15 protein-coding genes, 2 tRNA genes, 1 pseudogene and 1 riboswitch are annotated in these 13,734 nt (G+C 41.8%); of the genes and pseudogenes, 5 read left to right on the top strand and 13 right to left on the bottom strand.

Annotation, left to right across the window (positions count from 1 at the left end; translation table 11 throughout):
* Positions 1-739, top strand: a 739-nt coding sequence (locus KQI32_RS12075; protein WP_216425653.1) for an IS3 family transposase, incomplete at its 5' end; no start/stop codon positions are given.
* A gap of 29 nt (positions 740-768) precedes the next feature.
* Here KQI32_RS12075 and KQI32_RS12080 read toward each other — a convergent pair.
* The 9 genes from KQI32_RS12080 to KQI32_RS12120 all read right to left on the bottom strand — a co-directional run bounded on the left by KQI32_RS12080 (position 769) and on the right by KQI32_RS12120 (position 6,414).
* Entirely contained in the window at positions 769-1,584 is an 816-nt protein-coding gene (locus tag KQI32_RS12080) for a BadF/BadG/BcrA/BcrD ATPase family protein (RefSeq protein WP_216425655.1), read from the bottom strand.
* A 280-nt stretch (positions 1,585-1,864) separates the two neighbouring features.
* Positions 1,865-1,941: transfer RNA gene (locus tag KQI32_RS12085), tRNA-Met, on the bottom strand.
* Between the two features lie 11 nt (positions 1,942-1,952).
* Positions 1,953-2,041 (bottom strand) — tRNA-Leu (locus tag KQI32_RS12090).
* Positions 2,042-2,112: 71 nt separating this feature from the next.
* On the bottom strand, positions 2,113-2,397 hold the full coding sequence (locus KQI32_RS12095) for a septum formation initiator family protein (RefSeq protein ID WP_177689689.1): 285 nt from the start codon (positions 2,395-2,397) through the stop codon (positions 2,113-2,115).
* Positions 2,398-2,414: 17 nt separating this feature from the next.
* Positions 2,415-2,915 (bottom strand): spore cortex biosynthesis protein YabQ, encoded by a 501-nt coding sequence (gene yabQ, locus KQI32_RS13690; protein WP_177689691.1) that lies wholly within the window; start codon positions 2,913-2,915, stop codon positions 2,415-2,417.
* 11 nt (positions 2,916-2,926) lie between these two features.
* Positions 2,927-3,211 (bottom strand): sporulation protein YabP, encoded by a 285-nt coding sequence (gene yabP / locus KQI32_RS12105; RefSeq protein ID WP_177689692.1) that lies wholly within the window; start codon positions 3,209-3,211, stop codon positions 2,927-2,929.
* 209 nt (positions 3,212-3,420) lie between these two features.
* Positions 3,421-3,663, bottom strand: coding sequence for an RNA-binding S4 domain-containing protein (locus KQI32_RS12110; protein ID WP_177689693.1), 243 nt, complete (start codon positions 3,661-3,663; stop codon positions 3,421-3,423).
* 5 nt (positions 3,664-3,668) lie between these two features.
* On the bottom strand, positions 3,669-4,511 hold the full coding sequence (gene folD, locus KQI32_RS12115; protein WP_374197085.1) for a bifunctional methylenetetrahydrofolate dehydrogenase/methenyltetrahydrofolate cyclohydrolase FolD: 843 nt from the start codon (positions 4,509-4,511) through the stop codon (positions 3,669-3,671).
* Positions 4,432-6,414: a YgiQ family radical SAM protein gene (locus KQI32_RS12120; RefSeq protein WP_216425659.1), complete on the bottom strand. Its 1,983-nt coding sequence runs from the start codon at positions 6,412-6,414 to the stop codon at positions 4,432-4,434. The genes folD and KQI32_RS12120 overlap by 80 nt, the downstream gene beginning before the upstream one ends.
* A 570-nt stretch (positions 6,415-6,984) precedes the next feature.
* Here KQI32_RS12120 and KQI32_RS12125 point away from each other — a divergent pair.
* Together KQI32_RS12125 and KQI32_RS12130 are read left to right on the top strand one after the other, a co-directional pair.
* Positions 6,985-7,506, top strand: a complete 522-nt coding sequence (locus KQI32_RS12125; RefSeq protein ID WP_177689697.1) for an ECF transporter S component — start codon at positions 6,985-6,987, stop codon at positions 7,504-7,506.
* A gap of 5 nt (positions 7,507-7,511) precedes the next feature.
* Positions 7,512-8,018, top strand: coding sequence for a hypothetical protein (locus KQI32_RS12130; protein ID WP_216425661.1), 507 nt, complete (start codon positions 7,512-7,514; stop codon positions 8,016-8,018).
* A gap of 58 nt (positions 8,019-8,076) precedes the next feature.
* On the opposite strand, the gene KQI32_RS12135 is transcribed toward KQI32_RS12130, so the two are convergent.
* Genes KQI32_RS12135 through KQI32_RS12145 form a run of 3 tightly spaced genes read right to left on the bottom strand, consistent with a single transcriptional unit; the run spans position 8,077 to position 10,284 of the window.
* Positions 8,077-8,229, bottom strand: a complete 153-nt coding sequence (locus KQI32_RS12135) for a hypothetical protein (RefSeq protein WP_216425663.1) — start codon at positions 8,227-8,229, stop codon at positions 8,077-8,079.
* Positions 8,230-8,253: 24 nt separating this feature from the next.
* Positions 8,254-9,096, bottom strand: a complete 843-nt coding sequence (locus KQI32_RS12140) for an S-layer homology domain-containing protein (protein WP_216425664.1) — start codon at positions 9,094-9,096, stop codon at positions 8,254-8,256.
* A 3-nt stretch (positions 9,097-9,099) separates the two neighbouring features.
* Positions 9,100-10,284: a hypothetical protein gene (locus KQI32_RS12145; protein WP_216425666.1), complete on the bottom strand. Its 1,185-nt coding sequence runs from the start codon at positions 10,282-10,284 to the stop codon at positions 9,100-9,102.
* Between the two features lie 174 nt (positions 10,285-10,458).
* A riboswitch (cyclic di-GMP riboswitch) is annotated at positions 10,459-10,547 on the bottom strand.
* Positions 10,548-10,853: 306 nt separating this feature from the next.
* Here KQI32_RS12145 and KQI32_RS12150 point away from each other — a divergent pair.
* On the top strand, positions 10,854-11,603 hold the full coding sequence (locus tag KQI32_RS12150) for a winged helix-turn-helix transcriptional regulator (protein WP_216425668.1): 750 nt from the start codon (positions 10,854-10,856) through the stop codon (positions 11,601-11,603).
* Between the two features lie 268 nt (positions 11,604-11,871).
* Here KQI32_RS12150 and KQI32_RS12155 read toward each other — a convergent pair.
* A pseudogene (locus tag KQI32_RS12155) lies at positions 11,872-13,020 on the bottom strand (glycerate kinase).
* 445 nt (positions 13,021-13,465) lie between these two features.
* On the opposite strand from KQI32_RS12155, the gene KQI32_RS12160 reads away from it, so the two are divergent.
* The coding region (locus tag KQI32_RS12160; RefSeq protein ID WP_216423449.1) for a transposase at positions 13,466-13,734 on the top strand (269 nt) is incomplete at its 3' end.

The raw sequence follows: 13,734 nt of genomic DNA on the forward strand, positions 1-13,734 counted from the left end.
AAAAATTCGTTCCGCAATTCTGGAACTATATGCTAAATCTGAAAAACGGTTCGGCGCGTATAAAATCAGGCAGCGGCTTTGGGTTGAATATGGCATATCCATCAGCACCGGTCGAGTGTACCGTCTGATGAAATCCATGCAGCTCCCCAAAATGTCATCCATCAAACCAAAAGCGGTTTTTTCTATAAATACCGCTGATTCTGACTGCCCCAACCACCTAAAGCAAAACTTCAATCCATCCGCTCCAAATCAGGTTTGGGTCAGTGATATCACATATATCCGGGTTGGCAGCCGGTTTTATTACTTCTGCATTGTAATTGACTTATTTGCACGAAAAGTGATCGCTTACCAGCTCAGTCCCAAAATGAATGTCCACCTCACTATTGATACGTTTCAATCCGCATGGAATAACCGGGGAGAACCGACCGGACTGCTTTTTCATTCCGACCGCGGCAGTCAATACACTGCCAAAGAATTCCGCAGGCTGCTTGACGGCTGCGGTGTTGTGCAATCCTTCTCTGCCAAAGGCCACCCATATGACAATGCGGTGGCGGAAAGTTTCTTCAAATTTCTGAAACTTGAGGAAACCAACCGCAAAACCTATTGTTCCTTAAACGATTTACAGCTTTCGCTGTTTACTTATATTCATTTCTACAACTCCCAGCGCCCACATAGTTCAAATGCTTACTTGACGCCCAACGAAAAAGAACTGACTTTTGAGGAGGTGTTTTCCTCTTAATCTTTCTCTTTTCGTGTCTATTTTATTGACTATTGTCCAACAGCCTTTTTTCCACCGCTATAAATATATTCTATAAGTTTCTGCATGCCTTCCGGATACATTTCATCAATCACTTCCGTCAGTGCTGTTTTGGGACCTGTTTCATCAACGGCGCTAAAATAGGCATTTAATGCATCACGTCCCAAATTGTAACCGCTTCCACCATTATCAATTAAATAACCCCAACCAGATATTCTTCTATGTTTTTTATTTTTTTGGATATACGCACATATTCCTGTACCCAGAATCAAGGTTATTCCATCACAATCTCCTAACCCTGCTGCAATAATATTTTTATTATCAGAATCGTTCGAAAAACCAAGAAAGTTGAATTTACTAAAAAACGCTTTAAGCATCTGCTGCATATCGTTCGTTATTCCGCCTGCAATTCCTGCAAAGCAATAAATCGAGGAAAAACTTATATCACTGCATATTTTATATATAGCATCCTCAAGAATAACTGTGGATGCATTCAATCCTATATCAACAGGATTACACGGTTCTGTTTTTAATGTACGAATTATATTTCCATTCTTATCCGCAAGGGCTAGTTCTGTTTTTGTTCCACCCCCATCAATACCAAGATAATATATATATCTTTCACTAAATAGGGTCTCGATGCTTGTGTGTAAAATTTTAGAAATATCAAACAAAGTATCTATGCAAGGAACACTAGAACCACATTCCCATTTGCTTACCGTTTTCTCTGAATACTGTATTAATTCTGCAAAGGCTTTTTGTGTAAGGTTCCTTTTCTCTCGCAGAGCCTTTAAATGAAATGAAAAATTTGCCGAATAGTTTGACATATAAACTTTACCGCCTTCTTGATTTTATTTCATTTAGCTATATATTATCAAAGCCCAACTATACCTGTCAACCGACAAATAATAGACAGAACACGCAAAACTCTCCCTAAAAGAGTGTTTTACGTGTTCTTCATTAATTTAATTTCGATATGAGATGAAATTTTCCATTCATATTGTGAAGCAATTTTTTATACACACAGTGTATTTCATAGCTTAGCTATTTCACCTGCGGTAGGCAAATTTCATAAAAAAAGACTATTCTTTCGAATAGTCTTTTTTCTGGGTGCAGGGGCCGGATTTGAACCGACGACCTCCGGGTTATGAGCCCGACGAGCTACCAGACTGCTCTACCCTGCGATATATAGAATTGGTGCCGGAGACCGGAATCGAACCGGTACGGGAAATAAATCCCACAGGATTTTAAGTCCTGGGCGTCTGCCAGTTCCGCCACTCCGGCAAGCGGCCTGCTTTCTTTTGAGCACTTTTATATAATATCACGATTAAACTAAAATGTCAATACTTTTTTGCTTATTTTTTTTGAGAATCGATGAACACCTTTTCTTCCGGCTTTAAATAGCCGAGTTCCTCACGGGCAAGCTTTTCATAATATTCATCCGAATCCAGATTTTCCTGCTGGGCTTTCAGCTCTTCGTTTTTCTTCTTCTCCGTCTCCAGCAGGCCAGCTATCTTTTCGCTTTCGTTTTTGATATTGACGTTATCCAGAATTGCTTTATAGTGCATGTTGCAAAAATATACTGTAAGCAAGACTAAAATAAAGACAGTAACTCTTTTATAGTTTATCTTTCGTTTCATAAAAGCAATCCTTTCCGTCAATTCTTTTGAATCTTTTTTCGTAGTATGCCGAACCTTTTCCGCGTATAATTTTTGAAACGTCCCTTCCATTTCAAAAAGCGCTTTCCGAACCATAAAAACTGCTTTTTGAAAAAGAGAAAGATCTTAATTCCTATTTTACACAATAATAGCACAGGATACAAGACTATTTTAAAAATTTTTATAAAAATCGTTAATATTTTTTGGAAAACGGCTCTGAAAAAGCGGCAAAACAGTAAAAAATATAGAATCAGCCCCAAAACAGCGCCTATCATATTAAAAATGCATAGCATCAATCCATCTAAACGATAAAAAACAGCGATAAGGTATCCGGTACAGCTCAATCCAAAAACGACATCCATAATATGGGTCATCGGTTTATTTTTTTGATAGCGCACACGAACAGAGCGGAAAAGGTCGAATAAAATTCCCACTGACAGTCCCACAATCACATAGTAAAAGAAATGCAGTGTCTGCTGCTTTACTGAAAATTCTAACATAGCGGTTTAACCTACTTAAACATTTTTGAGAAAAAACTGCCTTTTTGGGTTCCGTAGTCGGCGTACTCAAAAGAGTCAAAGTCACCCTCGGCAAGCACTTCTCCGGAATCCAGATTCAATTTTCCAATCTTCAAATCTTGTCCTTTGATGATCAGATTTCCAAGCTCCGTGGAGAGAATAATACTGTTTTCATCAAAAGACTCCACATCATTGACGCCGGAAACAGTGATTCTCTCACGGCTTTCCACAATAATATTGGAAACAATTTTTTGAGTTGTGTTTTTTCTTTCTTCCATAAAAACAACCGCCTTTCCGTTGATGTTACAATCTATGCGGAAAAGCGGTCAAATATGCAGATTTTCAATAGAAGGCATTGCCCCGTTATGCAACGAGTACAAGGCTCTGCATGGCAGTGTCACACGAAGAGCCAACTTCCACTTCATGGGCATATGGATCCCGCCGCCGAAAGAGGCTGAGAACATCCTGCCCGCAGTTATAAGCGAAGTTACACAATCGCCTCAAACATGGAGGAAGCGTCATCCTTTTTCACATGCTCCGCAACAGCGGTTACACGGACTTTCAATTCCTTTTCTCCAAATTTGATCACAAGAACATCACCGATCCTCACATCGGCAGAAGGCTTTGCCACCTTATCGTTCAGCAGAACCCGTCCCTGCTCGCACGCCTCATTCGCAACCGTTCTGCGTTTAATCAGGCGGGATACTTTCAAATATTTATCCAGTCTCAATCCGTTCACCTCTGTTTCTGTGCTGCTGTCAGCGTATTTTTCATTAAGGTTGTGATGGTCATCGGACCCACACCGCCGGGCACCGGAGTAATAAAGCCTGCTATCTTGCTGACCTCGTCGAAATTCACATCGCCGCACAGCTTTCCGTTTTCCAGCCGGTTCATTCCAACGTCAATCACAACGGCTCCCTCTTTCACCATGTCCGCTGTCACAAAATTCGCCCTGCCAACCGCAGCAACAACAACATCCGCACGTTTGACTATTTCTTTCAGATTTCTGGTTTTGGAATGACAGATCGTCACGGTTGCATTCTGATGGAGCAAAAGCATTGCCATCGGCTTTCCTACAATATTACTTCTTCCAATCACAACACATTCTTTTCCTATCAAATCAATACCGGTATCCTTTAAAAGCTCCATGATGCCGGCCGGCGTGCAGGGCAGATAGTCGTAATCACCTATCATGATTTTTCCCACATTGACAGGATGAAATGCATCCACATCCTTTTTGGGATCGATGTTATTGATTACCGTCTTTTCATCAAGATGCTTCGGCAAAGGAAGCTGAACCAGGATTCCGTGAATATCCTCCTTGGCATTCAGCTTCTGCACCAAGCGCAGCAGCTCCTCCTGGGTTGTCTCCTCAGGCAAGGCATATTCCTCGGAATACATTCCCAACTCCAGGCAAGCCTTTTTTTTATTGTTGACATAGACCCTTGAAGCCGGATCTTGTCCGACGATCACAACCGCCAAACCCGGAGTGAGCCCTTTATCTTTTAGGTTTCCCACCTCTTTTTTGATTTCCTGTCTTACCTTTGCCGATACTGCTTTTCCGTCTATGATTTTCATTGGTATTCCTCCCATGATTTATAATGTTTTTTTGATTCTTTTGACTTTTCTGTTTCAGCGATGATCCCTGCTCTTTCCAGCCTTTCCGACTCTTTGCCTTTGTCACCTGCGGCCGTATCAGACACCGGCTGTCAAAACCGATGAGATCCGTTCTTCCCACCAGCGTAAGTGCTTCCTTAACCGTCTGGTAATTCTCTTTGCGGCGATACTGCAGCAAAGCCCTTTGCATCTGTTTCTCTTTATAGGAGCGGGGTACATAAACCTTTTCCATGCTTCTAGGATCCAGACCGGTATAATACATACAGGTGGAAATGGTACCCGGTGTCGGATAAAAATCCTGCACCTGTTCCGGCTGATAATTGGAATCCCGCAAAAATTCTGCCATCCGCACCGCGTCTTTCAAAGTGCTTCCCGGATGAGAAGACATCAGATAGGGAACCAAATACTGTTCTTTTCCGCATTCAGAGCAATACTGAAAAAATTTCTTTTTAAACTGATTATAGACCGAGATCTCCGGCTTCCCCATCCTTTTTAACACGTTGTCGGAGCAGTGCTCCGGCGCCACCTTCAACTGGCCGGAAACGTGATCCCGCACCAATTCCCGAAAAAAAGTGTCATCCTTGTCCGCCAGCAGGTAATCAAATCGGATACCGGACCGGATAAACACCTTTTTAACGCCGTCAATCTGTTTGATTTTCCGAAGCAGCTCCAGATAGTCCCGGTGAGAAACCCTCAGATTTTTACAGGGCTTTGGATACAGGCACTGTTTGTCTTTACAGGCGCCGTGCGTTTTCTGCTTTTCACATGCCTCCATCCGAAAATTTGCCGTGGGACCTCCCACATCGTGAATATATCCTTTAAAATCCGGATCATGAGTAATTTTTTTCACCTCGGTCACAATGGATTGATGACTGCGGGAGGTAACCACCCGCCCCTGATGAAAAGCAAGGGCACAGAAATTGCAGGCTCCGAAACAGCCTCGCTCGGATATCACGGAAAACTTCACTTCTTCAATAGCGGGAACCCCGCCCTGTTTGTCATATACAGGATGCCATGCCCGCTGATATTTCAGGGAGTACACCCTATCCAGCTCCGCTCTGCCGAGCGGTTTCTGGGGCGGATTCTGCACCAGATAAAAGCCGTCCGTCTGTTCCTCCGCAAGAATTTTTCCGCGGAATGGATTCTGCTCCTCGTATTCCGTTCGGCAATTCATCGCATATTTCCGCTTATCCCGGCGAATCTCGTCAAAGGAGGACAGCAAGATTTTGTTCTCGATTTCATCAACCGATTTTGTCAGATAACAAGTTCCCGCCACATCACGGATTTCCTGTATGGGAATGCCGCTTCTCAGCCGCTCCGCAATCTGGACAATGGAGCGCTCCCCCATCCCGTAGCTCAGCAGATTTGCCTGGGAATCACACAGGATGGAGCGCCGCACCTTATCCTGCCAATAGTCGTAGTGAGCAAAGCGACGAAGGGACGCTTCAATACCTCCGATTACGATAGGAATGTCCTTAGAAAACGCCTCCCGCAGCTTATTGCAGTATACAATCGTAGGACGATCGGGTCGCAATCCGGCCTTTCCACCGGGAGAATAGCTGTCTGTATTTCTCCGCTTTTTGGAAACCGTGTAATGGTTGACCATAGAATCGATATTACCGCCGGAAACCAGAAAGGCATATTTTGGAGTCCCAAGCACTTGAAAGGCCTTCCTGTCATTCCAGTCCGGCTGGGAAATCAATCCAACTTTATAGCCTTCCGACTCCAGAACACGGGATATAATCGCATTTGCAAAGGATGGATGATCCACGTAGGCATCAGCAGTAACCAGTATAAAATCCGCCTGCTTCCACCCACGTCTTTCCATATCCTGTCTGGAAATCGGCAAAAAATCATTTTTCATTTCTGTTCTCCCTAATGCTTAATAGTATTATTTTAATATGAAGCAGGAAAAAATGCAAGTATTTTACGAAAAGCAACCTTGAAGTTTTTCTTATTTTGTATTATAACCTCGTTGTGTTGTCTCCTTCTCTTCTAAAACGGCATAATTCCTTCATCTCAGCACATGATAGGTATATATCTCCATACCACGAGGTTGAAACGCTTTATAAGGTAACTTTTGCCTTGCAAAAGTATCTTTGTCTTGTTATAACCTCGTTGTGTTGTCTCCTTCTCTTCTAAAACGGCAAAATTTCTTCATCTCAGCACATGATAGGTATATATCCCCATACCACGAGGTTGAAACGCTTTATAAGGTAACTTTTGCCTTGCAAAAGTATCTTTGTCTTGTTATAACCTCGTTGTGTTGTCTCCTTCTCTTCTAAAACGGCAAAATTTCTTCATCTCAGCACATGATAGGTATATATCCCCATACCACGAGGTTGAAACGCTTTATAAGGTAACTTTTGCCTTGCAAAAGTATCTTTATCTTGTTATAATATAAAAGTTAAATCAAAAAAGTAAGGGGTTTCTTATGGCAAACAAAAAACTAACTGTAAAAGACATTGTAATCACCGCACTGCTTGCGGCTATCTGTTTTGTAGCTACTTATATCCACATTCCGTTCGGCAAAGCAATGATACATCTCGGCACAACAGCGATTTTTATCTCCGCAATGCTGTTCGGCGGCGTCAAAGGCGGTCTGGCGGGTGGAATCGGCCTTGGCCTGTTTGATTTGTTAGGCGGTTATGTCGCCTATGCACCCTGGACGCTGCTGACAAAAGGACTAACCGGATTGGTGTGCGGTTTGATTTCCTTTGCCGGTCGGAAAAACGGCGGTTTCGGAAGGCAAAGCGCATTTGATATACTGGGCTGTCTGGCAGGGGGCGTGATATCCCTGGCTGGCTATTTTGCGGCGGACTGTGTTATCTATGATATGGGAGTAGCCTATATCAATGCGATTGCCTCCCTGACTACGACCGGAATTGGAATTGTAATCGCACTCCCGCTTGGAATCGCTCTGAAACAAGCTTTCAAAAAAGCTCATATCCTGTAAGTACGATGAAGAAAAGAAACAGCGAGCTGATTCCCTGCTTTATGATTTTTCTGGGCGTTCTGGGAATCTTGACAAATTATACAGCTCTTGGAAATACCATACTATTTATTTGGTATATCCTGTTTGGATTTGTGACGCTTGGGCACACCATGCTCCTAAAAGACAAATTGGGACTGTCCAATCTATTTTTGACTGCTACGTTGCCTTATTTTCTGCTTCCTTACCGAAAAGCGTATTATTATCTTTCCAAATCCATGCTGACACTGCAGAAATTCGGAGACACACGCAAAGCATTAGAATATGCTCAAAAAGTAAAGATGAAAAATTTTGATACGGATAATGAAAAAAGCTTTTTCTATTCCTATCTTTGTTCCCTACATATGGACAGTGGAGACTACAAAAAAGCAAAAGAAAATATTCTGGCGGCAAAAGAGTTACCTCACAATAAAAAGCTGGACAAATCTTATGACAAAATTTTAAAGATCATTCAGGAGAATGGAACAGCTGATTGACCGAAGAGAGCCCCTCCGGCGAACGTCGGAGGGGCTCTCTTATCCGTCCAAACACTCCCTACTGCTCGGAAGAAATAGGATGCTCTTCTATTTTACCGTTTCCTTCTTCCGCTGTCTGGTTAGGTACAGAATATTCATCCAATTCGTTTCTATACTGCCGTTTAGAGGGATCCACCTTGTAATTCGTGAAGGAATTCGTGGCTCTCATCATATCTTCATAATACCACTGGGAAGGCTATAAATCTTCAAAGCCACATTCAACAGGATTTCCTTCCACGTCTGTTGTGATATCATATCTGTCATCACGGCCGATGATTCTGTTATATACTGCAACATATTCCGCTCTTGTCATCGGAGCATCCGGACGGAATATATTCGTATCTTTGTCTCCCAGCATATATCCATTGGCTATCAATGTATTGATATGACTATAATACGGATGGCTGGTATCCAAATCGTCAAAGAAACAGACATTTTCAGTACTTTCCAGTCCCAGAGACAAGACAAATAATTTTGCTGCTTCCCCTCTCGTCACATGGGTAGCAGGGGAAATAACACCATTTAAATCATCCGGATGATACATTCCGATATAAGTCATATATTCTACTGCCGCATAATACCACTCTGATCCATCCAGCTCAGTGTAGGAAGGAATATGCGGTTTTTGATAGCCGCCCAGCATATCGTTCTGTTTCAGCAGTCTGTGCATCAGCGCAGAAGCCTCACAACGGATAATCGGATTTTCCGCCGCCATCTCCGTGTCAGAGTATCCATAAATATACGCATAGTCATTCTTTAGTTTTATCTCTGTTCCTCTTCCTAAAACAGCAAAAGAAATATCATATGTGTTACCTGGAAAGTAGGTCCACACATCAAGAACCTTATTGTTCCCCTGTGCATTGCGGTATGCAAGAGCACCTCCAGAACTGTCAATCCCGTTGAGTGCAATGGTAGGTACAAGCGCTCCGTTTGCTGAGGGGTTGGTATCAATATAGGTGCCATCCGCGGCCGTGTAGCAGGAGTTGTCATAATAAATACCGTTGGGATTATAGCCCTCAACTGCATAGGGAGGATTCATCAGTTAGATTTTAATTCCATATGCATTGTTTTCTGCATCTAAAAGCGGAAAGTGGTATTCACCGCCTTTGGTTTTCAAAGAAGCTTTATAAGTGCCGGCTTTTACAACGTTCCCTTGTGCATCCAACCCATCCCAGTAGATTACATTCTCTCCTGGTTTCGCCGCATTAGCAAGAAGAACATCGAGTCCCTCATCATACATACCGTTTGCATTAACATCAATTGTTATCTGATACGTAGTAGATTTGTCAAAACTAGTATTAAAAGCTCCGCCAGCCCCTTCATCGGTGACACCGGAAGCTTTTCCGACAAAACGGTAGGTCTGTGCCGTCGTTGGAGAAATTGCTGATGTAGGCATCGAAACCGGAAGATCTTCTGCTGGCTTGTTAAAGAACACATAATGTGTAATATCCGTTTCCGTATCCGGCACATTTGGCATTTGCAATTTGATATTACCTCTTAGTGCCAAAAGATTATTGTTTCCCATATCAACCGCAATTGCATTGTGATAAAGCGATGTATTTGCAGTGCTGTCAATCAATCCGCGATTATTTGCAAAAAACATAAACCCATAGGGATCCAACCCATTCATATCAACACGATACTGATATCCATCTTTTGTAAGTACATAAATAACGCCGTTCATCACCTTTTGATCGCTGACGTTCTTCCCAAGATTCATAGCGATATAGTTTGAAAAAGTTCTGCCTGGAATGGCTACGCCATCCTTCTTCACCGTGATATCCCACGCCGCCACCGCTCTCCCCTGCTCTGCACCGATTGAAATTTTGGAAACAGGAGTAGCCGGAGGATTCACACTATCATTACCGTTAGAACCTTTCTTTGTCGGAACAGGTGAATGAAACTCAAACTCCCAAAAACCGGTTTCCTCTGACAGGATGCTCAGCGGTATATAACCGCCCAATTCTGGATAAGGTCCGATTTGTTCCTTTTCATAGGTGTCAATCAACCCTGTGCCGTCTGCCAGCACATCATAGATTGTTTCCGCTCCGCTTGGTGTGCGGACAACAATATCTTCCCCATTCATAGCCTCCGGAACGCTTGAACCGAAATCAATCTGTTCTCCTGCATTCACATAGACTTTCAGCACATTAACTCTAGACAGAGACGCTGTCTGCTGATATGGATCCCATTCCAAATAGGGACGATATCCCCCATTTTGCGTCATTTCCTTACTTCCTTCTGCAAAGGCAGATACAAAACAGGAAAAAGTCAATATAGCGGTCATCAAGAACGAAAAAAGAAGTGTCCTTTGTAAAAGATTTTTCATCATTTTCACCTCTCTGTATTTTATCCAGTCCTTGATTTGTTGGTATAAAAAAAGCAAACCAAAAAACTGGTTTGCGGTAGCTGGCTACCATAACCCTTAAGAAGGGTATTAGGCCCTATAGCTTTGCGTACCTGCTTTCAGCAGGGCTGCCTTTATCACTTATATATAATTATCTATATATAGTATATAAATACTAAGCAAAAATGTCAACCATAAAATGAAAATATATTTAAATTAATTCCATATAATTCTAAAAAACGACATAATAATCCTACTCTTTCTTCAACCTTTTTAATATTATACAAATAAATATCCCTCTTTATTAACGAAATTCCTTTAAAACGCATCAGTAGTAGAAGTATTTGTTTGCTTTAAAAAGATTTGACAAAATATACAATATTAGATATAATCCAGATAGATTACGAATTGGAAGATTCCGAATATAGGAAGAATATCGGGAGGGTAGAATGGAAAAAAAATATGCTGCACCGGCCATTGCTTATGGGCTTAAAATACTTGAAATTATCACGCGGAATCCCGGGTTAGGCTTCAATAGAATTCAGGAACTGGCTGGTATCAATTCCAATAGTTTGAACCGCTATCTATCTACTTTAATCGAACTCGGTTATATAAATAAAAGTGATGATGCAAAATACTTACAGGGTGCAAAGCTCACTGTTCTAAATGACAGCATCAATATCTATAGCATCATGAAGGAACGGGCAAGAAAATATTTAGAGCTGCTGGAGCAGGAATTCCGTGTCACAGCGGTTTTATTCGGAATCACTAACACAGGTAATATATCTCTTCTCGACAAAGTGCTGGCAGTTGATAATGTCAGTATGCAGGAAATAGGCTCATATGACCGTGGAAACATACTATGTTCATGGGGGCAGCTTTACCTGGCAACGCTGGATAATCCCCATTCGTTTATTGAAAAGAATTATCCGGATTACTACTACAGTATTCATTTAGACTTATTTGATATGGCACAGAATTTTACCAGAAAACACGGATACTGTGATGATGAGCTCTCATCCAAATCTGGTTTGAGAAGAATTGCTTTTCCGGTTTACGATCACAAAAAGAATCTGATTGGTTCTTTGGCCATCGGCAGTTTTGGCGCCCTCATCAATCCGTCGAAAGCGCAGCGCATTACCGAGAGGTTAGAAGAATACGCAAAAAAAATATCTTTTCAAGAAAACATGATGTTTTAATATTTTTCTTATATATGCAAAAGAGGAAGGTCTCCCTTCCTCTCAGCCTGTCGAAAAAGTCCAGTATACACTGGGCTTTTTCGACAGGCTGAGCTGTGATAAAATTATCACAGCTTTTTATATTTACTGCTTTTTTCCTAAACATAATAATTCCTTGGCAGCAATACATCACAGAATCGATTGTGTTATACTTTTCATTTTGTCAAAGACCTTTTACTTTTTATACATATACAAAATCTCCCAAATTCTTATAGTGCATATAATCGTATTATTCATTTTTTGATACAGATTTAATGAGTTTGAACACCTGTTCAACTGTATCACTCATATTCTGACAAGCATTCTTAACCTCCATTGCCTCTTCAAATGTACCTGGATTTCTTAATATCGGAAAAAAAGCATCAATTCCATTTTCATTGCACCGCCTTGCTCCATCAGCCACGCATCCTGAGAAAGCAATCACAGGAACATTATATTTTTTAGCAATTGCAGCGACACCGGCAGGGGCTTTTCCCATACAAGTCTGTCCATCAAGCCTCCCCTCGCCCGTAATCACGATATCCGCATTTCTTATATAATCTTCAAGATGTGTTTCACGAATAATCAGGTCAATCCCTGGCTCAAGAGTGGCGTTAAGATAAGTCAAAAATGCAAATCCAAGGCCTCCCGCAGCACCGGATCCTGGATAATTAGAATAATCCGTTTTTAAAATTGACCTTGTCAATACAGCGAATTTTCTCAACCAATTGTCCATTTGCCGAATCATATGTAATGTAGCCCCTTTTTATGCTCCATATACAGCACTGCATCCCTGCGCTCCGCACAGGACATTTTTCACATCACATGCAACATGAAAGCTACATACTGCAAGCTCTGGCAATGCATTTTTAATGCTAATGCTTTTTATGTTATATAGACCTTTCGCACCAAACTCAACCGGTTTGCCATCCGCATCTAAAAAATCAAATCCTAGTGCCTGAAGCATCCCAATCCCGCAATCGTTTGTTGCACTTCCACCTATTCCAATAATAAAATTGCGACAGCCTTTGGCGACAGCATCCTTAATCAACTCACCGACACCATACGTCGTTGTATTCATAGGATTTTTTTCTTCTTCTTTTATAAGTGTTATTCCCGCAGCTGCTGCGATTTCGATAACAGCTGTGCCTCCATCGTCTATAATTCCATAATGTGCATTGATCCTTTGACCTAAAGGATTACAAACTTTCACTTTCTGCAAATCTGTTTCATCCTCATAGAGCAAAGCATTCAGTGTTCCCTCTCCGCCATCAGCAAGCGGACAAACAGAAACAATTGCACTGTCAAAAACTCTTTTTATCCCACGCGCTGCCGCATTTCCAGCTTGTAGGGTTGTCAAACTGCCTTTGAAGGAATCGATTGCTACAACAACTCTCAACCTGATACCTCATTTCAATATGTTTATGTTATATATATTATACCACAACAACGAAGGCGGCGGAATGTCGCCGCAGTATCGTGATGCTCTGCAAACCTCTTGATATTTTAATGTCAGCGTTTTATGATATTATCATATCATATAGAATCACAAAATTCAATTTTTGATCAGCAGTTACAAAAAGCAAAACAGAATTTCAGATTTCAGGGTTGAAACATATCAGCCTGCCAAAAGATATCATCTGGATTACATTCAAAGATACCAATTAGAACAAAATAAATATGGAAAAATAGAGAAGATAGGAAAGAGAAAGGTTAAGAGAAGAGAAAAGAAAAAAGACATCCAATTGGATGTCTCAGCCTGTCGAAAAAGTCCAGTATACACTGGGCTTTTTTGCGTATGTGTGGTAAAATAAAGATAAGAAAAGACTGGGGAGGGACGGCGTGTGCTAGCAAAAGAGCAGGAATTGCGCAGAAATGTAGTAGAAATCCTATGTTTGGAGGAGCTGGTTCCATCGGAGCATCTGCTGCGGCAGATTGACAGCGCGGTGGATTTTACGCATCTGTACGACTTGGTGGATGCGCTTTACAGCCGCGACAACGGCCGTCCCAGCATTGACCCGGTGGTATTGTTCAAAATTGTGTTCATCCAGCACCTGTACGGCATCCCCTCGCTGCGCCGTACCATGCAGGAGATTGGCATGAACATCGCATA

This window comes from Acetivibrio sp. MSJd-27 (genome assembly GCF_018918095.1).
Classification (GTDB): Bacteria; Bacillota; Clostridia; order UMGS1840; family HGM11507; genus HGM11507.